Here is a 20,891-nt window from a genome sequence, read left to right on the forward strand (position 1 = left end):
CGGGCGCCGCGCCGCCGCCGACGCCGCCGCGCCGCACCCACGAGCCCGCGATCGACCCGGAGGAGCGTGCCCGGCGACGGGCCGCCTGGCGCACGGCCGTCCGCCGCTCCCGCGGCCTGGCCGTCGACCTCCCCACGACCACCACCGACCTCAACACGATGGGAGCTGTCCGCTCATGACCACCTCACCCCGCTTCGGTGCCGGGCTCTGGAACTTCGCGAGCTACGTCGACCGGTACGCCACCGACGGCTACGCCGAGCCGGTCTCCACGCTGGAGCAGATCCGGATCGCGGGCACCGTCGGCGACCTGTCTGTCGTGGACCTCAACTACCCGTTCTCGCACGGCGCCACGCTGAGCGAGGTCAAGGACGCGCTCGCCGACGCCGGCCTCGCCGCGATCGGCGTCACCCCGGACATCTACCTGCGCCGCTTCGGCCGCGGTGCGTTCACCAACCCGGACCCGGCCGTGCGCGCGCAGGCGATCGACCTGCTGCACGAGGCCGCCGGTGCCGTGCGCGAGCTGGGCGCGAGCTACGTCAAGGTCTGGCCCGGCCAGGACGGGTGGGACTACCCCTTCCAGGTCAACCACCACGACGTGTGGAAGCTCGCCAAGGACGGCATGCGGGAGATCGCCTCGGCGCACCCCGACCTGAAGTTCGTCATCGAGTACAAGCCGCGCGAGCCGCGCGTGAAGATGCTCTGGGACTCCGCGGCGCGCTCCGTGCTCGGCATCCAGGAGATCGGGCTCGACAACATCGGCGTGCTGCTCGACTTCGGCCACTCGCTGTACGGCGGGGAGTCCCCGGCCGACGCGGCGCAGCTGCTCATCGACCACGGGCTGCTGTGGGGCATGGACGTCAACGACAACCTGCGCGGCTGGGACGACGACCTGATGGTCGGCTCGGTGCACATCACCGAGGTCTTCGAGTTCTTCTACACGCTGCGGATCAACGGCTGGGACGGCGTGTGGCAGCTCGACCAGTTCCCGTTCCGCGAGGACCGCGTCGAGACCGCCCGCGCGTCGATCCGCTTCCTCAAGGCGATCCACCGCGCGCTGGACGAGCTCGACTACGACGGGCTGCGCGAGGCGCAGGAGCGCCAGGACGCGATCGCCGCGCAGAAGCTCGTCCAGGACGTGCTGCTCTCCTCCATGAGGAGCGGCGCATGACCACGCCGGCGACCGACGCGGGCCTGCTGCACGCCGTGCCGACCACGCTGCTGGACGCGCCGGACCGGGAGATCGAGGTGCTCGGCCGGGTGCCGGCCGGCGCGGACCGCGCGGCGACCGTCGCGCACCTGCACCGGGCCGCGACCGAGGTGCGCCGCCGCGCGGTGCAGACCATCGGCTCCGCGGGCGCCGGGCACATCGGCGGCGAGTTCTCGGTGGCCGACGTCCTGGCGACGCTCTACCTCGCCGTCATGGATCTGACGCCCGAGCAGGTCGAGGCCGGCGACCCGGAGCGCGACCGCTTCGTGCTGTCCAAGGGCCACGCGGCGAACGCGCTGTACACGACGCTCGCCATCGGCGGCTTCCTGCACCCGGAGGCGCTGCGCACCTTCCTGCAGCCGGAGTCGATGCTCAACGGCCACCCGGCGCGGACCAAGATCCGGGCCGTGGAGGCCAGCACCGGGCCGCTCGGCCACGGGCTGCCGATCGCCGTCGGCATGGCGCTCGGCGCGCGCATGGACGGGTCCCGGCGACGCACGTTCGTCGTGCTGGGCGACGGCGAGCTGCAGGAGGGCTCCAACTGGGAGGCCATGATGACGGCCGGCCACCAGGGGCTGGACCGGCTCGTCGCCGTGGTGGACCGCAACCGGCTCCAGCAGGGCGCCCGCGTCGCGGAGACCAACAGCCTCGAGCCGCTGGCCGACAAGGTGCGCGCCTTCGGCTGGGAGGTCCACGAGCTCGACGGCCACGACCACGGCGCGCTGCTCGACGCGTTCGCGCAGGTGCCGGCGGCGTCCGGCCGTCCGACGTGCCTCATCGCGCACACCGACAAGGGGCACCCGATCAGCTTCATGAGCGACGAGGTCGCCTGGCACCACAAGGTGCCCAGCGCGGACCAGGTCACCCAGGCGCTGGCCGAGCTCGACGCGATCCTCGACGGGATCGGGAAGGACCGTTCATGACCACCCAGACCCAGACCCGCACGCTGCATGACTGCCGGGACACGTGGGCCGCCACGCTCGCCGACGTAGCCCGCGCCGACGAGCGCGTGGTCGCCGTCGTCAACGACTCCGTGGGCTCGTCCAAGCTGGGCGGCTTCCAGAAGGAGTTCCCCGAGCGCACGGTCAACGTGGGCATCGCCGAGCAGGACATGGTGGGCGTGGGGGCGGGCCTGGCCAACAGCGGCCGCGTGCCGTTCGTCTCGGCCGCCGGGTGCTTCCTCACGGCGCGCGCGATGGAGCAGATCAAGGCCGACGTCGCCTACTCGCAGTACAACGTCAAGCTCGTCGGGCAGTCCCCGGGCGTGGCGTACGGCGACCTCGGACCCACGCACCACTCCATCGAGGACCTGGCGTGGCTGCGCACCCTGCCCGGCATCGTGGTCGTCGCGCCCGCCGACCCGCGCGAGACCGATCAGGTCGTGCGCTGGGCAGCCGCGCACGAGGGCCCGGTCTACGTCCGCGTGTCCCGGATGGGCGTGCCGGACGTCTACCCGGCCGACTACGAGTTCGTCCCCGGCCGGGCGTACACGCTGCGCGAGGGCGACGACGTGACCCTCATCGCGACGGGCACGACCGTGACCCGTGCGCTGGACGCGGCGGACCTGCTCGCGGCCGAGGGCGTCGCGGCGCGCGTGCTCGCGATGACGACGGTCTCCCCGCTCGACGAGGAGGCGGTCGTCGCCGCCGCGCGCGAGACCGCCGGCATCGTCACCGTCGAGGAGGCGTTCGTCAGCGGCTTGGGCGGCGCCGTCGCCGAGACGGTGACCAGTCGCCACCCGTGCCCCGTGCGCCGCATCGGGTTCCGGGAGGACTTCGCCCCGACCGGCTCGGCCGAGTGGCTGCTCGACCACGTGGGCGCCAGCCCCGCGGGCATCGCCGAGACGGCTCGGAGCCTGCTGGTGTAGCGACCGGGTGACACCCGGGGCGGCGCCGCAGGGCGCACCCCGGGTGCCACGTAGGGTACAGAACCGCCCGATCCGACCAGGTCCGTGGGAGTCCGCCGTGAGCATGAACGACGACTTCGCCGTGATGCTCCGGCACTCCGAGGACCAGCTGCGCCTGATGACCCGGGTCGCGCGGATGTACCACGAGCAGGGGATGCGCCAGCTCGAGATCGCCGAGAACCTGCACATCTCCCAGCCCCGGGTCTCGCGCCTGCTCAAGCGCGCGGTCGAGGTCGGCATCGTGCGCACCACGGTCTCGCTGCCGGCGGGCGTGCACCCGGACCTCGAGGAGCGCGTCGAGAAGACCTTCGGCGTGCGCCAGTGCATCGTCGTGGACGTGCGCCCGGGGGAGGACGTCACGCGCGCCCTCGGTGCCGCGGCGGCCGACCACCTGGCGGCGACCCTGCTGGGCGGGGACACGGTGGGCATCTCCTCGTGGTCCGCCTCGCTCATCGCGGTGGCCGACGCGCTCGACACGTTCCGCACCCCGGTGGCCGACACCGTGGTGCAGCTCGTCGGCGGCCTGGGCGCCCCGCGCGTCCAGCTCCAGGCGACCCGGCTCATCAGCCAGTTCGCGAGCCGGCTCGGCGCCGAGCCGCGCATGCTCCAGACGCCGGGCGTGCTGGGAACCTCCCAGGCGCGGGCCTCCCTCATGGCGGACGCGTCGGTGGCCGACGTCGTCGAGTGCTGGTCGCGCCTGACCGTCGCCCTCGTGGGCATCGGCGCGATCGAGCCCTCGGACCTGGCCAAGCAGTCCGGCAACACGTTCCCCGAGGAGGACCGCGCCCTGCTCGAGGCCGCAGGCGCCGTCGGCGACGTGTGCTTCCGCTTCTACGACGCGCGCGGCGAGGTGGTGGACGCCAACTTCCACGAGCGCGTCATCGGCATCTCCCCGGACCAGCTGCGCGCCGTGCCCCGGCGCATCGGTGTCGCCGGGGGAGCGGCCAAGCTCGCCGCCATCCGCGGCGCCCTGCTCGGCGGCTGGGTGAACATCCTGGTCACCGACTCGGTGACCGCTCAGAACCTGCTCGACACCAGCCCGTAGGGCTGCACCACCCGAAGAGGATTGATGGACCACGACGACGTGACCCCCGCCGCGAGCCGGCTCGACGTTCCGGCCGTGCTGGCCGCGCTGACCCTGGAGGAGAAGGTCGCGCTGCTCGACGGCTCGGACTTCTGGCGCACCACCCCGGTGGAGCGGCTCGGGGTCCCGGCGGCGTGGCTCTCCGACGGGCCGCACGGCGTGCGGGCCCAGCCCGTGGGCGGTGACCACCTCGGCGCGATGGCCGCGACGCCCGCGGTCGCGTTCCCCACCGCGGCGGCGACCGCGTCGTCGTGGGACGTGGACCTGCTGCGCCGCCTCGGCCGGGCCCTCGGCGAGGAGGCGCGCGCGCAGGGCGTGCAGGTCGTGCTCGGCCCCGGGGTCAACATGAAGCGCTCGCCCCTGTGCGGACGCAACTTCGAGTACTTCTCCGAGGACCCGTATCTGGCCGGCGAGCTCGCCGTGGCGATGGTCGACGGCGTCCAGGGCGCGGGCGTCGGCACGTCCGTCAAGCACTTCGCGGCCAACAATCAGGAGACGGACCGGATGTCCGTCTCGGTCGACATCGACGAGCGCACCCTGCGCGAGATCTACCTGCCCGCGTTCGAGGCGGTCGTCACGCGCGCCCGGCCGTGGACCGTGATGTGCGCCTACAACCGGGTCAACGGCGTGTTCGCCTCGCAGGACCCGTGGCTGCTGACGCGGGTGCTGCGCGAGGAGTGGGGCTACGACGGGCTCGTCGTCTCCGACTGGGGCGCCGTCTACGACCGCGACGCGGCGCTGGCCGCCGGGCTCGACCTGGAGATGCCGTCGTCGGGGGGCGTGGGCGCCGCGGCGGTGCACCGCGCCCTGGCCGCCGGCACCCTCACGGAGGCCGACGTCGACCGCTCCGCGCGGCGGGTGCTCGAGCTGGTCGCGCGCTCGCGCCCGGAGCCGGGGCCCGACTACGACGAGGCGGCGCACCACGCGCTCGCCCGCGAGGCCGCGGCGGACTGCGTCGTGCTGCTGCGCAACGACGACGCCGTGCTGCCGCTCGCGCCCACCGGCGGCCCGGTCGCGGTGGTCGGGGAGTTCGCGCGCACGCCGCGCTTCGGCGGCGGCGGCAGCTCGCAGGTCACCACGACGCGCCTGGACGACGCGCTCGGCGCGCTGCGCGAGCAGCTCGCCGGCCGCGAGGTGCGCTTCGCACCCGGGTTCACCCTCACCGACGACACCCCGGAGCAGGAGGCGGCGCGGCTGCGCGACGAGGCCGTGCAGGCCGTCCGCGGCGCCGACGTGGCCCTGCTGTTCCTCGGCCTGCCGGACTCCTACGAGTCCGAGGGCTACGACCGCGAGCACATGCACCTGCCCCCGCAGCAGGTCGCCGTGCTCGAGGCCGTGGCGGGGGCGGTGGAGCGCGTCGTCGTCGTGCTCACCAACGGCTCCGTCGTCGAGGTCGCGCCGTGGCAGCACCACGCCGACGCGCTGCTCGAGACGTGGCTGCTGGGCCAGGCCGGCGGCGGCGCCGTCGCGGACGTGCTGACCGGCGCGGTCAACCCCTCGGGCAAGCTCGCCGAGACGATGCCGGTACGGCTGGCCGACAACCCCGCGCTGGGCAACTTCCCGGGCGACGCGGGCGTGGTCCACTACGGCGAGCGGCTGCTCATCGGCTACCGGTGGTACGACGCGCACGCGCTCCAGGTCGCCTACCCCTTCGGGCACGGGCTGTCCTACACGAGCTTCGAGTACGCCGATCTCGCCATCGAGGTGCTCGACGACGGTGTGCAGCCGCGGGTGCGCGCCTCCTTCACCGTGACGAACACGGGCGCGCGGGCGGGCAAGGAGGTGGCGCAGGTTTACGTGTCCGACGACGAGGCCACCGTGTTCCGGCCCGAGCAGGAGCTCAAGGGCTTCACCAAGGTGGCGCTGGAGCCGGGAGCCTCGACGCGCGTGGAGGTCGAGCTCGACGCGCGGGCGTTCGCCTGCTGGCACCCGGCGCTGGGCCGGTGGGTCGTCGAGCCGGGCACCTTCACCGTGCTGGTCGGCGCGTCCTCGCGCGACGTGCGCCTGCGCGGCGCCGTCGCGCTCGCCGGCGAGCCGGTGACGCTGCCCGTGGACCCGGACGCAAGCGCCGAGCGGTGGCTCGCGCACCCCACGCTGGGCCCGCGCCTGCGCGAGCTCGCGCCGGGCACCGCGCTCGGGGACCTCATCCTGCTCGAGGGGGAGACCGGCCAGATGATGCGGGCCATCCCGATGCGGCGCCTGGTGCGCTTCCCCGGGTCGCCGATCACGGAGGAGTGGCTCGAGGAGGCGGTGGCGGAGGCGCAGGGGTAAGGGGTCGGGCAGGGTCTGGGCGCCGCCCGCCTCGCGCGCCGGGCTCTTGGCCGGGATTCCGTCAGGTCCCTCGCGCCCGCATGGGACGCACGAGCGAGAACACGTTCGTCGGGGCAGCCGATGAGGACGTCATCGCGTTCCACGGGTACTTCTCACCCAGCCCATACGGAGGGCTTCGGCGCCACCCGGTTCCAGACCGACGGCCGCCCCCGCTCGCCGACGAGCCGACCCTCCCTGCGACGGGCACTCGCAGTACTACTCCGCCGAGATTGAGTCTCTCCTCAATATCGCCTCGATCGTTGCCGGTCGACCCGGAGACTCCCGTTGTCTCAGACGGCATGTGAGGCTGAAGGCGTGATCACCGCACCCCCGCCCGCCGAGAGCCGCCCGGCGCTCGCGCGACGCTGGGTGGCGCTGTGGTCTGCGCTCGGTGTGCTCGTCGTCGGCGGGGTCGTGGTCGGCAACGTGTTGTCCGACCGTGAGCAGCGCCGCCTCGATCAGCTCGCGGCCACCGAGCCGTCGGCGTACGAGGCGCAAGGAGAGCTCAACCAGGTAGTCGCTGAGACTGCGGCCTTGCTGGGCCTGACCGCGGAGGGCATACCCAGGATCAACGGCAGCCTCGCGTGCATCCGCCCGGACGGTGTCCAGGGGTTCTCGTACCTGGCGCACACGATCGAAGACGTCGCCCTGCCGGACCTGACCACGGGCCTGACCGAGGCCCGCCACTTCTGGGAGGGCATGGGCTACGCAGTCAGCGAACGGCAGATCGGCGAGACGACAGTGCTGTCCGGGCACCCACCCGACGGCGGGAGCATCCAGGTGTTTGCCAACGCCCAGGGCACAGCCCTCAAAGGGCAGACGTTCTGCTCCCTGACCGACGGCGGCCCCGAGGACTAGGAAGCTAGCGGGAGAGCAGCGATCGCCGTCGGCGACGTGGACACCGCCGACCATGTCGCCGTTCTGGTGCCGGGGTTCTCCTCGGCGGTGACGAACTACCTGCCCCTGATCACCGCGAATGCGGAACGTGTTCAGCTCTCGGCGCCGCCGTTATCGCCGAGCCGCAAGGCCAGTCGGTCCCCGCCGTTGACGGGCACTCGCAGTGCTACCACCCGGGCACTGAATCGCTCCTCAACGTCGCCTCGATCGTCGCCGGCCGACCCGGAGACATCACCGTCGTCCCACACCGCATGGGACGCTGAAGTCGTGATCACCGCACCCGCAGCCCCCGAGAGCCGCCCGGCGCTCGCGCGACGCGGGGTGGCGCTGTGGTCTGCGCTCGGTGTGCTCGTCGTCGGCGGGGTCGTGGTCGGCAACGTGCTGTCCGACCGTGAGCAGCGCCGCCTGGAGCAACTCGCGGCCACTGAGCCGTCCGCGTATGAAGCGCAACAAGAGCTGAACCGGGTGGGCGCTGAGACCGCGGCGCTGGTGGGCCTGACCGCCGAAGGGCACCCTGAGGCGAACGGGAGCCTCGCGTGCATCCGCCCGGACGGTGTCCAAGGGTTCTCCTACATGGCGCACACGATCGAGGACGTCGCCCTGCCGGACCTGACCACGGGCCTGACCGAGGCCCGCCGCTTCTGGGAGGGCATGGGGTACGGGGTCAGTGAACGGCAGATCGGCGAGACGACCGTGCTGTCCGGGCACCCACCCGACGGCGGACGGATTGCGCTGTACGTCAACCCTCAGGGCACGGCCCTGGGTGGAGAGACGTTCTGCTCCCTGACTGACGGCGGCCCCGAGGACTAGGAAGTTTCTGCCTCGGCCGTGGGTGCGGCGCCCTCGATGCGCTTGCCGACGAGGCGTCAACGGCGACCTTAGTCTCGGGGCGCCGAGCACTTTGACCGCGATGATCGGGCTGCATCTGCCGGTCCCGACTTGCGATATCCGACGGACCGCGAGGCGCGTCGCAGTTTGGTCATCGGGCGCGAAGGCGTGTGCTCAGATGCCACCCCGAACCCAAGGGCGCGCCCGCGCCCGACCGCACGGAGCACCAGGTGCGACCCGTCAGCCACGACGGGGTCCACGTTCGAGCGGTCATGGTGCTCGGGGTTCAGCATTGCCCGCAGTTCAGCGATCAGCTCCCGTGCCCCAGGCTCAAGGTCTGCCGCTCGTCGTTCGATGAGCGCGAGTCGGGCCTCGTCGTCGTGGGCGAGGGGGACCGTACGCCCCGGAACATGCTCTCCGCGGCCCGGTAGCCCGAGGAAATCCACCTGCACCACGACGTCGAGGTGCGCCTGCGGAAGACCAAGAGCTTCAGCCAGGGCCGCGCGAGGCACCTGAACTCAACATCACCACGCAGTAGCCCCGCAACGGGGCCACTGGTGCATCCCCGGACCGGCGGCCGGTAGGCTTCCCAGGGTCGACGGTGGCTCGGAGCTGTTCGTCGGCGTGTCGCCGGGGCCCTCTGGACCCACTCTCACCGCCCGGTTGCCTTGGGCGCCGGATTTTTTGACGAGGTCCCTCGCGCCTGTAGCTCAGGGGATAGAGCACCGCTCTCCTAAAGCGGGTGTCGGCAGTTCGAATCTGCCCAGGCGCACAGAGGTGTTGTCGCAGGTCAAGGGCTAGATAGGCGCCCGGGCCACGGTAGGGTCGATGTCCGTTTTGCCGACCATCGGTCAGCGTGTGGTCAGTGACTTGTCTCAGGAGGTGGACGGACTGTCAAGGACCTGGACGGACGGCGGCGGACGCCTGGGAGGACACGCCGAGGCTCGGCCTCCCCGCGTGTTCGCCGCAGGCGGCCCCCGCGCACTAGGGCTCCGCGGTCAGTCGGCGCGTGAGAGTGATCCGCTCGTACGATCCGCGGTAGCCGTTGAGGCGTTCCACCCCCACGAATCGGTAGCCGAGATCGGCAGCACTTGGGTGGAGGCTCACGATCACGTGGCCGGCTTCGTCGAGGAGCGAGGTGTCGGTGACGCTCGCCAGACGCTCGCAGTTGATCGTGAAGGAGTAGTCCGCTCGGTCAATGTCGCACTTCCATTCGCAGGCGTTCACGATGGCGACGGCATCCTGGTCCAAGGACTCCGTAATCAACAATTCCTCGCCCCACGGGTACTTCCCGGTGCCTGCAAGCGGCAGACGGGCGAGTGTTGGCAGCACTTCCTGCAACCGGGTCTTCCAGTCGGAGTGCGGAAGCTCGTTCAGATCGACGGCGCCGATGAAGCGCGGCGGCTGGTCGTGGGTGTAGAGGAAGCGCCCGTCGAAGGCGAGTCGGAGGTGCACTCGGTTGCTGCTCTCAAGGTCGGGAAGCCAAGAGAAGATGTGCGCCTGGTCTCCGTACCTGTACTCGGCGAGTCTGACGACGCTGGAGCGGCGCACAGGCGCCTTCCTCGGTGAGGCGGTGGACTTCTTCGGTACGAAGCGAACGAGCGGTTCGCGCTGCTCGACCGCGTCGTCGACCGCCGCAAGTAGGGCTTGGGCGGCATCCGCAGTGAGCGAGGAGGACTCGCAGACGACGTCACGTGCGCCGATGTGCATTCCCTTCTCAGCGCCTAGCCGCAGGCGGAGCACTGTCCAGCCCACGGCTTGCAGGAGCTGGTTGCGCCGAAGGTCCTCAGCTTCCTTGCCGCGGTGGCTGGCGCCCCGGTGGCTCGCGAGGCGCCCGCAGGGGTCCACTTCAATTGCCAGCCGCTTCCCGATCAGAACGATGTCGGGCGTGAGAGGCAGGAGCCGCTGCGACTTCTCCGGGTGGTGGCACCAGACCGCCATCTTCTGTTTGGGAACCCGGTACCCGGCCTCGCGAAGGAGGTTGCGCACGGTCTCTTCGACCACAGACGTCACCCGGTTGCGTGCCTCAGTCGCGCCTCCCAGCACGATGCCGCTCGGTGCCGGTCCCGAGAATTCGGGCGACTCAACGGGATCGATCATCTGCCATCGACTCCACTCAGAGGGGTGTCGGCCGCAATGCGGGTGCCTGCGGCGATGCGGCGATCATGACGTACTCCGGTGACATGGAGGGGGCCATGCGTCGGACCCGGAGCGACGAGCTGAGATGCGCGACGACAGCTTGCCGCTCCTCAAGCGTCGCAGGGGTCGTCCGTGCTCCGCTCCGCCGAGTCAAGACGCGGGCGGCTTGCAGGCCTCCAACCGCGTCTGCCGCGGTGGCGTGGGCGGCGGGAGACCGGTAGGCGGTCGGATAGAGCAAGTCGTCCCAGCGCCCCTGATGCATCCCGGTGGCGGCTAACCTGGCGTCGTGGCGGACGCGCAGCGATCGGTGGTGCTCAACGCCTTTCTCCCGTCCCAGGAGATCGACGACCCAGCTCGGTTCGCGGGGCGCGCCGCGGAAGTGCGCGAGGTCGCGGACGCGCTCCGTACAGAGGGCTCCGTTCCACTGATCTACGGTCACCGTGGTCTCGGGAAGTCCAGTCTGGCGCGCCAGATGCGACGAATCGCGATGGGCGACTCGGCCCTGCTCGACCACCTTGGCTTCTCGGAGTTGATGCTCGCGCCCGAGGAGACGTTCCTGGTTGCTTGGGTCAGTTGCACACGCACGACTGGGAACCTCGCGGGGCTCCTCCAGTTGATCATCAACGCGGTGGAGGCACATCCGGACGCACGTGAGTGTCTAGAAGCGAGATCCCAAGAGGTCACTGAGCGAACATCGCGCACCGAACTCTCAGCGACCTTTGTGAAGCGGGAGTGGGGCAAGACCTCTCACGAGGCCCGTCGCCCATCAAGCGCAGCCCCCACGCTCGAGGAGCGGCTGATCTCGACGTGTGAAGTCGTCGCAACGTGCATTGGCCAGCGAGTCCTCATCGTTGTCGATGAGGTCGATCTGTTGACGGACAGTGCGGGGCTAGCATCCTTCCTCAAGGCGCACTCCTCAGACTGGTTGAAGTTCATGCTTGTCGGGATTGCCGACAGCCACTCGGAACTGCTAGCGGACCATGAATCCGTCGTGCGAAGCCTTCTTCCCGTCCACGTACCGCCGATGAGCGTGGCCGAGCTGGACACGATCATCGCTCGTGCGGAAATGACTCTGGCGGGCGGCGGCGTTAAGATCCAATTTCGGCCGCGGTCTCGCGATCGAATCATTAAGGCTGCGGCAGGATTTCCCTGGTTCGTCCACCTACTCGGCCAGTCATCGCTCATCCGATCGTATGACGCTGGTCAGAGCGAGGTGACCGCGTCCGACGTCGCCGAGGCGATCAGTCACCTGCTTCAGTCGAGGCTAGCGCAGAACTATGCGGGGCTCTATCGACATGCGATCGGTGAATCGAAGGACAGGGAGCTGGTTCTGCGTGTCGCCGCGGAGGCGTCCGGGTCTGACTTGCCCCTCCCGCTGATCGAACAGAGAGCGAAGGATCTCGGGGTCGCAGAAGCGAGGCAGTACCTGGACCAGCTGCACCAAACCGGCTATGGGGCCGTTCTCCGAAGCGTTCGCGAAGGGGCGTTCTCGAGGTTCACGGACGAGATGTTCCGCACGTATGTTCACCTCTGTCCCTCGATCTACCCAAATGTCGACTTGCGAGTGTCACAGTCCTATGAGGGCTTTGATACTGACGCACCGAGAAGCAGGGGTCGCCACGCGAAGTGAAGGGGCCGCGCCGGCTCCCGTATCAGTGGAGCCACCCAAAGGCAGCGCTACGGGCTCGGCGTGACGCCTGGGGGCTCGATGGCCCGCGGCGCCTGCATCAGCGGGATCACCGGCAGCCGTTCCATCGCCTGCCAGGTCGCCTCGCTGAACAGGTGCCCGTAGAGGTCCATCGTCATGGTCGCGGTCGAGTGCCCCAGGATCACCTGCACCGCCTTCACATCCGCCCCAGCCGCGATGAGCAGCGACGCCGCGGTGTGCCGCAGGTCGTGGATCGTCGTTCCCTCGACCCCGGCCCGCCGCGTGGCGTCCATCCACCCCGACCGCGCGCGGAAGTTGGTGTTCGTCCACACGCCGCCGGTCGGGCTCGGGAACAGGTACTCGCCCGGCGCCGTGAAGGCGACGCGTGTCCGCACGTACTCATCCAGCGCCGCCGGCACGGGCACGGTCCGGGTCTGGTGGGTCTTGGTCGGCCCGAACACCGCCCCGCTCGTCCGCTTGGACTGCGTCGCCGCCCTGTGCACCCGCACCCCAAGGCCGTGCGGGGTCTGCACGACGTCGTCGACCCTCAGCGCCGCCATCTCCGAGAACCGGCACCCCGTGGTCCCGAGGAACAGCACGACCGGCTGGCACAGCGGCGGGACCGCCATGACCAGCCGGCCTAGCTGCTCAGGCCTCAGCCAGTGCGGCTCCCGCTTGGTGCCCCCGCGCGACGGCGCCACCATCCGCGCCGCGTTCACGCTCAGTCGCCGGTCGCGGATCGCGTAGTCGAACACCAGCCGCATCATCGACAGCGCCCGACGCCGCGTCGCCGTCGCCAGCCCGCGCGCCGTCAGCGCCGACATCACCCGCTCGATATCCGCCGCCGAGATCCTGGAGGTCGGGTACGCCCCGAGCTCCGGGATCACGTACTTGTCCAGGAGGAACCGCGTGGTCTCCTGGCTGCGCACCGCCAGATGACCACGCGAGGCCTGCCACTCGTCGGCCAGCGCCGCGAACGTCATCCGCCCGCGCGCCGGGTCGATCCACGAGCCGACGTCCAGCTTCGCCAGCTGGTCGGCCTCCCAGCGCTTGGCGTCGACCCGGCGCCCGAACGACCGCTGCGCGATGACCCGGCCCTCGAAGAACACCTTCGCGCGCCAGGTCACGTTGCCCGTCGAGTGCGCCCGCCTGGTGACGGACATCAGCGCCGCTTCACCGGGATCTTTGGCTCGCGCTCGACCCACGCCGCCGGGAGGAGGATCACCGTGCCGAGGCGTCGGTACGGGATCTGCTCGTGCTCGACCAGGTGGTACAGCGTCCGGGGCGGCACACCGAGCACCCGCGCCGCGTCCTTCACGCGGTAGTACTGCCGGGCCGGCGTGGCGGGGACGGTGTGCTGTGCGGTGGTGGTCATGACCTTCTCCTCCTGTTGGGTTGGGTGTGGCGGTGGTCAGCGACCGAGCACCGGTCCATCAGCGGACGACGGCGGCGGCGCGGTCAACGGGTGCGGCGCAGGCTGTGGAGGCCAGGGGTTCCACGGTTGCTGTGGACGCGCGGGCGGCACGATGGGCGCGGCCCGGCCAGGGTGGTAGGTGTCCCAGGTCTCGGTGGCGCTGGGCTCAGCGTGGCTGGTCGCGAGGATTTGCTCGTGCACCTCGCGGCCTGACGACGGCGCCTGGCCGGGCAGGCACTCCGGGTTGGGTTGGTCGACGACGACGTAGGTCCGGTTGGTGTGGCGGCCGCGGCTCATCGCGACGTAGAGGTCTTCGCGGCCCATGCCGGGGGTGGCGATGGTGTGGGTCTCGTCGACGGTCATGCCCTGGGTGCGGGCGATGGTGGTGGCGTAGCCGAGTTCGACGTGCTCGGCGACGTAGTCCGCGGGCAGGCGAACGGTGGCCGCGTCGGGGTGGCTGGCGGGTCGAACCCGGAGGGACCCGTCCGGCAGGACGGCGGTGACGTCCCACAGTGCGCCGTTGCGCACGAACCCGTCGACGGTGGCAAGGCGCCGGTGGTTGCGTCGGGTGACGATCCGGTCGCCGACGCCGGCCGTCAGCCCGTCATGCAGGGCGACGCCGGTGGGAGCGACAATCCCGGGGGTGATGCGGTCGGCGCGGATGCGGGCGTTGAGTTCGCGGACGGTCCGGTTGTCGACCGCCTGCAGCACCGCGACCCGGCCGTGCTCGCTGGCGGTGGTGACGGCGTCGGTGGCGGCGTCGAGCATCGCGTCGTGGTCGCCGGCGGTGATGGCGCCGTGGGCTTCGTAGGCGTCGAGGGCTGCGGGGTGGGCGCGGCGCAGCTCGAGGCTGGCCCGAGCCTCCCACGGCTGGTTGAAGCGCCACAGGCTGGTGAGTTCGGCGGTTGGGCCGCGGCGGGCGAGCATGCCGAATGCGCCGCCGACGTCGACGGACCCGCGCTGCAGGTGGTCCCCGACCAGCAGCACCTTCGCCGTCGCCGCCTGTGCCTGCTCCACGATCGCGGCGAGCGTGCGGGTGTCGGCGAGGGAGGCCTCGTCGACGATGACAAGGTGTCCCGTCGCGAACCGCCACTGGTCCTGCTCGGCGCGCAGCCGCCAGTGCTCCTCGTTGGCCGCCCGCTGCTCCCGGTAGTCGCGGCTGGCCTTGCGGGCGAGAGCGTCGGCGTAGCGGAGCGCCCGGGTGGTGGCGCCGTCGCCGGTGGACTCGTGCAGCCACTTCGCCGTCGTCTCGCACGGCACCCCGAGCGACTCCGCGAGCGCCCGAGCTGCGGTGGCTGACGGCGCCAGCCCGACGACCGATCCGATCCCGTGTCCCCAGAAGGAGGTGAGCGCGGCGAGGGTGGTGGTCTTGCCCGACCCGGCCGGCCCGACCAGCACGTCGAGAAGGTGGCCGGAGGTGATGACGGCCTCGGCGGCCGTGCGCTGATCGGGGGCGAGGGAGCCGAGGTGGTGCTCGGTGCGCAGCGCCGGCTGCCCGAGCATCTCCGCCGGCCGGTGCGGTGCGCCGGTGGTCTCGGCGGCGTCGATGAGCACCTTCTCCGCGCCGAGCAGCTCGGTCGAGGTGAACAGTGACTCCCCGACCCGCCGCGTCATCGGGTCGCGGTTGTCGTCTAGGTGCACGCACACCCCGGCGGCGTCGCTGGTGATCGCGTTCAGCAGCGCGCGTCGCTCGGCGGGTGAGGCCATCGGCAGGAGCTTCGAGGAGCGGACTGCGGCGGCGCCGAGATTCCACGTCGTCCATACCGATCGCCGGCTCGAGACGTCATCGAGCACCTGGGCGACCATCGCCGCCCGCACCTCGGGTCCGACGTCGTGCCCGTGCAGCGCCCGCCTGTAGGCGCCGGCCAGTGCGCGAGCCGCGAGGTCGCGCGGCTCGAGCGCGGTCAGCGCGTGGGCACGGTTCGCCCAGTCCACCAGCAGGTCCGCGAGCGGTCGGATGGTCTTCGGCGGCCGCGTGGCACGGGTCAGGTGCTGGCGCGCCCGCGTCGTCTCCACCCGAGTCGGCGCGCGGCCGTGCTTGGTCTCGAACTGGGTGAGCCATTCCTGCTCGGCGCAGTGGATCGCCTCGGCCCGGGTCGAGAAGTGCGCCAGCAGGTCGTCGCCGATCCCGTCGACCTCGAACGCCGGGTTCCGCCGCGGGCCGCGGTCACGCATCGACCACTCCACCGGCAGCCGCCGCGCCAGCTCGTCCGCCAGCAGCGCGTCACACAGCTCGGACACGGTGACGACCGCGGCGTGCACGGTCCGCCCGTCCAGGCTCCGCCAGGCGCCGTCGGGGCCTTGGACCTTGTTGGCGATGACGACGTGGGTGTGCAGGTTCGGGTCCCCGGCCCGGGTATCCCAGTGGTCGAACGCCGCGGCGACCATGCCGCGGGTGCGGACCTGATGACGGCCCGCGTCGCCGATGCGCGTGCGGATGACGCGCTGCTCGACGAACTCCAGCGATGACGCCAGCGCCGCCCGGTGCGCGTCATAGACGAGGACGCGGGCCGCGTCATCGGCCAGCGCCCAGAAAACGGAGACGGACTTCGGGGCGGTGAACGTCAGGTCGAACCCGACGATCGCGTGACGCTTCCCGTCATCGAAGGAGCCAAAGGGCCGGCCGAGCGCGTCATCGGTGAGCGGGTCGGTGCCATCGCGGAACACCGCTGTCATCGCAGCCTCGGTGACCACATCACCGGCCCGAAGCCGCCGCTCCGCGTCACCGAGGCCGCCGAGGCCCTCGCCGTACCAGCGGCCAGCCGGGTTGCCGGTCCGCTCGTAGTACGCGGTCAGGGAGGCGCCCGCATCCAGGCCGACGTCACCGGCAGCGACGTGCCGGGTCAGGTACGCGTACCCGTCCCCGGCCGTCAGCTTGTGCATCGACATCACCGGCACCACCTCCCCTCGCGACACCGTCGCTACCTCCAGGTGTGCGGCAGCAGGGGAGAAGATGCGCACCTGCCGCCGCGACCGCGTTCACGGAGAGGTGTGCCTGCGGGACGACCAACGTGGGGCCCGGCCCGCGTGTGGGCGCCTGCGCGCTACTTTCAGGCCGTGGGTCGCGCGTGCGAAGTGTGCGGTGGGAGCGCCTTGCTCTACTGCGACGCACACGATGGCGATCTATGCGCGTCTTGCGACCACTGGCTGAGCGGCGTCTGCGGAGATCCGGAGTGCCCGTACTGTCCCGGCCGTCCCCAGCGGCCTAGCGAGTGCCGACACGACGAGGATCACTGGGATCTGTACGCGTGACCCCCCATGTCACCGGCGCGCAGCCCAGGCAGGGTCGGTCGCCCGAGCGCGAGGGACGCCAGCGGACGGGTGCCGGTGAAGAGCAGGCCGTGGCGGCCCCTGATGACCTGATGCCGCCCCGCCACTGACGTGCAGCGATGACGGACCCGCGACTCTTCTTGCATCCCTGCGATGCTCTCCGCCGCGGGCAGGGTTTCAGTTGCGAGCTGATTGCGTTCCGCAGCGAGTCCACTGCCGCACGGCGTGGCGTGACGAGTTGCTGCACTCGCCGCGACCTGACCAGAGAGGCGACCAGGTCAGGATGAGGTCGGGTCACCAATCGCCTGGCTGGTGAGGTAGTCGGCGGCACTTAGGTCCCAAAGGGATGTGATTTCGAGCCCGGCAAGAGTGATGCCCGCCTTCGCGGCGGCGGCATGCACAGCAGCCTGAGCTTGCGCCCACTCATCGGTGTCCGCCCCGCCTATGTCGTCAACCAGGACGAACAGGGTCACCGTGCTTGGATCGAGTGGGTGGTCAGAGAGTGCTCGCACCTCACGTACTCCGCGAAGCGGCGATGCGCCCGCAGCGGACCGTCGAGCGAGGTGCTCCGTTAGGGGCCGGATAACGTGGTCGAGGGTTGGCTGTGGCACGGCCGGACGTGAACGAACGGCAGCGAGGCGCTCGCTCAGCTTGGCGTAGGCCACTTCGTTGGCGAGGCCTTCGAGTGGTGTGGATCCAAGGAGGATGCTCTTATCCACGGCTATTTCGAGTCGGAGGTCAGCCACCCAAAATTCGCCCTCGACCGCCCACTCGGGCTCCAGTGGAACGAGGTGCCACGTGAGGCCGGCCCGAGCGGACTCCTGTTGTGCCGATGTAAAGATCCGCGACGCCTCGTAAGCGGGTGCGAGGGTCGCGAAGGGGAAGGCGGGCTTAACGAGTTCGCATCCTTGCGAGACAACCATCGCATGAAGGGTCGTTGCGGGATCGCTCGCAAGAATCGGGACGTCCGCCACCGAGGCCACGACCCCGTGCCCCTCAGCCCAAAGGCGACTTAAATGCGCACTCGCGAGTGCTACCAGGGGAACGCCGTCCAAGATGTGACCTTGGCGCCAACGATCCAGCGACTCGTACGTCCTGTCATCCCAGGGAAGAGAACTGATATGCACGCGGCCGACCCGTCACACCAGCGGACGAGCAGGCACGTCGTCGAGGGTCGCACCGAGCAGCGGATCCGGTGCGGGAATCGCGACACGCATGACCGTGCGCCGCAACTCCTTGGCGACAGCCGAGGCTGTGACGGGCTCCCCATGGGCATCGATGAGCCGCTGGATCGGCGAGGGGTCGCCACGGTGGAACCACTCGCGTGCCGCGTGTTCGCCCACAGCGTTCACCGCGGAAGAGACGAGACCATGCAGACCCAGGACACCGCTGACGGTCGCGGGACGCGGCTCGCTGCCGCGGGATCGCCAGGCGTACACCGTCCCGCGGTTAATGCCAGCGGCCACGCAAACGTCGCCGAGGCCAATGCCAAGCCAGTCCTGGAGCATTGCCACACAACTGTCGAGATGCTCGCTCCGGCTCGAGGCGCTCACCTTCGGCTTTGGGGCTGTGAACGCAGGAACATCAAGTGGCGCTGGCTCCTGCAGGAGGCGTGTGCGGCGTGCCCGTGCTCGTTCCAGCGGGTTCAAAGTCGGCATACAGTTCCCCGCTAGAACGGCGTCTATGTCGTCGAGGACAGAGTAGGTATCCGGGAGGCGCCAGTTCACCGCCGTAGCGCGCGACGCCGCCGAAAGCGGCTCGGGCGCGGGATAGGTCGCAAGAAACGTGTGGGACGGCATGACTCAGCCCTTCAACAGACTGTGGAGCTCGTCAGTGATGGAGGTGCGGAAGAGCTGCCCTCCAAATGAATGCAACCTGTCAGCGGCCTCCATCAGAGACGCGACGTCGTAGGCGCGAGGGCCTTCTCGATAGACGTCAAAGTCCAGGAGGTAGACCTTGCCAAAGTTGCCATCGCCGTCCGCCAACAGGCCATGGCGCATCACTGCTCGGGTCTGGTCGTCGAGCTGAAGCAGGATACGTTGGTCCGAGGCGAGCACGCCAGTGCTCAATCGCTCGTCTTGAGCAATCCCAAGGAGCGAGTCCGGAATCAGGCCCTGCCACTCAGCACCGTCGGGGAGCGGGATCTGGTCCACGTAGCGAAGGCCCAGCCGCACTTCTGTTGCAGGATCGTAGACGGACGAAATCGCTTCGGCGAAGGCCTGAACGACTGACCGCATCTCATTCCAGCCTGGGTACCTCCGCGTCTCGATCGTGACCGCGTCGGGGTTCAGCAGCGCCGAGGTGTCACCATCCGCCGTAGAGAGACGGTAGGCATCACGGGGGGCATCGCTGACTGGCCCGTTCGGCGTCATCGTGGTGACCCGAAGTGGCGCCGACTCTAGGTGTGTCCAGGCCGAGCCCAGGCTTCGTTGGAGCTGACGGGCTTGCCCGTGACTCACCCCGCGACCGATCTCCTCGAAGTTGATCTGCGCTGCGACGAGGACAAGAGGGCTGTTGGCGAGATGCTCGCTCTCGTACCGCGGAAGGTCCATGCGGCTCCCTTGTGGTTGTAGACACCAGTTCAACACACTTCGGCGGCCGATGGGTAAACCTTGAGCGTGTCGGGGGTCCTGTCCCGAGGCTTGGCGACGAGCTGGGGGCCGCGGCGATCACATCCGAGGGACGGAGCGGCCACGTGCGAGTCGCGCTCGGGGAGCGCGGATGTGTCGGGCCTGGCTTGGAGTCAGCCGTTCAGGTTCAGCTGGAGGTCTCGCTGGGGGCGGGGGCGGTTAACGGAGCGGGTGGGTCTGTACTCTTCGGGCATGGGCCGACGGGTCAGCGGTACCCCCATCGATCGTTGGCTGCCCTTCGCCTACGGCGTTCCGGCCGCCGGGCTGGCCGTCATGACAGCGGATGCGGCGCCAGCTAACCGGAGGCTGCCGGTCGTCGCGCTCGTCTTGCTGGCATTCGCCGTGCTGTACGTGCTCCATTGGGTGGAGCACCGCCTGGTGCCGATCGGGCGACTGGTCGCCGCTCTCGCCGTCCTAGCCGGCGTCGGCCTGGCTTTCGCCCCTACACCGATCGCTGATGGCGTGGACCCGCCAGCCCCGGCACACGAAGCGAGCGCGCCAGCGACGTCGCCGCCTCCGTCGGGCGAGCCTTCACCCTCACCATCGAGCGCCCCGCCAACGCCGTCTCTTGCCACCGTTCCGGTGCCGCATACTTCGTGCCCGACGCCAGGGGGAAGTGCGAGCCCCGAGGCGATCACGATCTGGGTTGTGTACTGGTGTTTCGGAGACGTCATCAACGACCTTGGTGAGTACGTCGACACGCAGCGCCAAGTCAAGGTTCGCCTGGGAATGGAGAACACCTCGAGCGACGACGTCAACGTCTCTACCGCGAGCCCCAGCCGCATACGACTGATCATCGCTGGGGACGACGTCGCCCGGCGGTGGGCGCCGCGGGCCGGGACGTTGTCGGCTGGTGACCGGCCGGTTCCCGTCGTGATCGAAGGGCAGCACCTTTGGGCCGTCCCTCCTAACGTGAACTACGACGAGCGCGGCGTCGCGTCCGTAGGTATGTACACAGGCTTCTCATCGAAGTGGGACCAGCCGGACGTGCTTACTCCGGGCGCGACCATCGGCGGCGGTACAGAGATCGGCGATGGTGGCTCGACGTACAACGGCCCCGATGCCGCGGCCGACCTGGTCTTCCAAGTCCCAGTCGACTCCTACGAGGCACCAGTGCACATCTTGGGCGTCGCGGTGTTCAACATCCCGGCCGACGCCACCGGCTCGCACGACTGGAGCCTGCTAGCGGTGTGTCAGTTCAACAACTGGGGCTCCCAACTGGCGTCGGTCTACTTCTAGCGTGTGTCTCCGTTACCTGTGGTGAGGCCCTCAGCAGTCCACGGCGGTGGCGACCTCGACGCGGTGCAGTGATGCGAAGTGGGCTCGGATCGTGCCGCTGCAGCCATCCGGCGCTCGGCGGAGGGAACGAATGGGCGTGGTCAGTGAGTGGTCAGCATGCCCTTCAGAACGGTGTCACCACATGAACTACCCGCATGTAGTTCCGCAGGTCAGCGCGTTGCCCGCAGTCCAAGATCGAACTCCTAAAGCGGGTGTCGGTGCGCTCATCTGGTCGCGGTCCGAGTCAGACGTAGCCAGCGCCGCGGCGGCCAGGTGGATG

At 70.1% G+C, this 20,891-nt stretch carries 15 protein-coding genes, 1 tRNA gene and 1 pseudogene; 10 read left to right on the forward strand and 7 right to left on the reverse strand.

The annotated features are described in order from the left end of the window. Positions 1-175 precede the first annotated feature (175 nt). From IDM29_RS02455 to IDM29_RS02490, 8 genes and pseudogenes are all read left to right on the forward strand, one after another. Positions 176-1,168 (forward strand): TIM barrel protein, encoded by a 993-nt coding sequence (locus tag IDM29_RS02455; RefSeq protein ID WP_182113123.1) that lies wholly within the window; start codon positions 176-178, stop codon positions 1,166-1,168. After that, positions 1,165-2,130: a transketolase gene (locus tag IDM29_RS02460; protein ID WP_188037156.1), complete on the forward strand. Its 966-nt coding sequence runs from the start codon at positions 1,165-1,167 to the stop codon at positions 2,128-2,130. The genes IDM29_RS02455 and IDM29_RS02460 overlap by 4 nt, the downstream gene beginning before the upstream one ends. Continuing rightward, positions 2,127-3,074, forward strand: a complete 948-nt coding sequence (locus IDM29_RS02465) for a transketolase family protein (RefSeq protein ID WP_188037157.1) — start codon at positions 2,127-2,129, stop codon at positions 3,072-3,074. Before IDM29_RS02460 ends, IDM29_RS02465 begins: the two co-directional genes overlap by 4 nt. A gap of 103 nt (positions 3,075-3,177) precedes the next feature. Then, on the forward strand, positions 3,178-4,158 hold the full coding sequence (locus IDM29_RS02470) for a sugar-binding transcriptional regulator (RefSeq protein WP_223147879.1): 981 nt from the start codon (positions 3,178-3,180) through the stop codon (positions 4,156-4,158). 24 nt (positions 4,159-4,182) lie between these two features. Beyond that, positions 4,183-6,468: a glycoside hydrolase family 3 C-terminal domain-containing protein gene (locus IDM29_RS02475; protein WP_188037158.1), complete on the forward strand. Its 2,286-nt coding sequence runs from the start codon at positions 4,183-4,185 to the stop codon at positions 6,466-6,468. A gap of 354 nt (positions 6,469-6,822) precedes the next feature. After that, positions 6,823-7,365: a hypothetical protein gene (locus IDM29_RS02480; RefSeq protein WP_188037159.1), complete on the forward strand. Its 543-nt coding sequence runs from the start codon at positions 6,823-6,825 to the stop codon at positions 7,363-7,365. 18 nt (positions 7,366-7,383) lie between these two features. Then, positions 7,384-8,214 (forward strand): annotated as a pseudogene (locus tag IDM29_RS02485) (alpha/beta hydrolase); the annotation flags it as partial. Between the two features lie 717 nt (positions 8,215-8,931). Next, a tRNA-Arg gene (locus tag IDM29_RS02490) sits at positions 8,932-9,004 on the forward strand. A gap of 212 nt (positions 9,005-9,216) precedes the next feature. Here IDM29_RS02490 and IDM29_RS02495 read toward each other — a convergent pair. Then, the gene (locus IDM29_RS02495; protein ID WP_188037161.1) at positions 9,217-10,332 is read right to left on the reverse strand and encodes a hypothetical protein; all 1,116 of its coding nucleotides are present in this window, start codon (positions 10,330-10,332) and stop codon (positions 9,217-9,219) included. A 325-nt stretch (positions 10,333-10,657) separates the two neighbouring features. Here IDM29_RS02495 and IDM29_RS02500 point away from each other — a divergent pair, with 325 nt between their 5' ends. Next, entirely contained in the window at positions 10,658-12,001 is a 1,344-nt protein-coding gene (locus IDM29_RS02500) for an AAA family ATPase (protein WP_188037162.1), read from the forward strand. A gap of 47 nt (positions 12,002-12,048) precedes the next feature. Here the strand turns inward: IDM29_RS02500 and IDM29_RS02505 are convergent, their stop codons facing one another. From IDM29_RS02505 to IDM29_RS02530, 6 genes are all read right to left on the reverse strand, one after another. Next, positions 12,049-13,182: a site-specific integrase gene (locus tag IDM29_RS02505; protein WP_188037163.1), complete on the reverse strand. Its 1,134-nt coding sequence runs from the start codon at positions 13,180-13,182 to the stop codon at positions 12,049-12,051. After that, complete coding sequence (locus IDM29_RS02510; protein ID WP_188037164.1) at positions 13,182-13,394, reverse strand: helix-turn-helix domain-containing protein; 213 nt, start codon at positions 13,392-13,394, stop codon at positions 13,182-13,184. Before IDM29_RS02510 ends, IDM29_RS02505 begins: the two co-directional genes overlap by 1 nt. A gap of 36 nt (positions 13,395-13,430) precedes the next feature. Then, a complete protein-coding gene (gene mobF, locus IDM29_RS02515; RefSeq protein WP_188037165.1) occupies positions 13,431-16,322 on the reverse strand; it encodes a MobF family relaxase in 2,892 nt (963 codons plus the stop codon). A 659-nt stretch (positions 16,323-16,981) separates the two neighbouring features. Beyond that, positions 16,982-17,176, reverse strand: a complete 195-nt coding sequence (locus IDM29_RS02520; RefSeq protein ID WP_188037166.1) for a hypothetical protein — start codon at positions 17,174-17,176, stop codon at positions 16,982-16,984. A 666-nt stretch (positions 17,177-17,842) separates the two neighbouring features. Beyond that, positions 17,843-18,256, reverse strand: coding sequence for a hypothetical protein (locus IDM29_RS02525; protein WP_223147877.1), 414 nt, complete (start codon positions 18,254-18,256; stop codon positions 17,843-17,845). Between the two features lie 249 nt (positions 18,257-18,505). Then, positions 18,506-19,255 carry a TIGR04255 family protein gene (locus IDM29_RS02530; RefSeq protein ID WP_188037168.1) on the reverse strand — a complete coding sequence of 250 codons (750 nt, stop codon included), beginning with the start codon at positions 19,253-19,255 and terminating at the stop codon, positions 18,506-18,508. A gap of 270 nt (positions 19,256-19,525) precedes the next feature. Here IDM29_RS02530 and IDM29_RS02535 point away from each other — a divergent pair, with 270 nt between their 5' ends. Next, on the forward strand, positions 19,526-20,572 hold the full coding sequence (locus IDM29_RS02535; RefSeq protein ID WP_188037169.1) for a hypothetical protein: 1,047 nt from the start codon (positions 19,526-19,528) through the stop codon (positions 20,570-20,572). The last annotated feature ends 319 nt before the right edge of the window (positions 20,573-20,891 follow it).

Origin of the sequence: Actinotalea sp. JY-7885, assembly GCF_014525465.1 — a bacterium.
In the GTDB taxonomy this organism is placed as follows: Bacteria; Actinomycetota; Actinomycetes; order Actinomycetales; family Cellulomonadaceae; genus Actinotalea.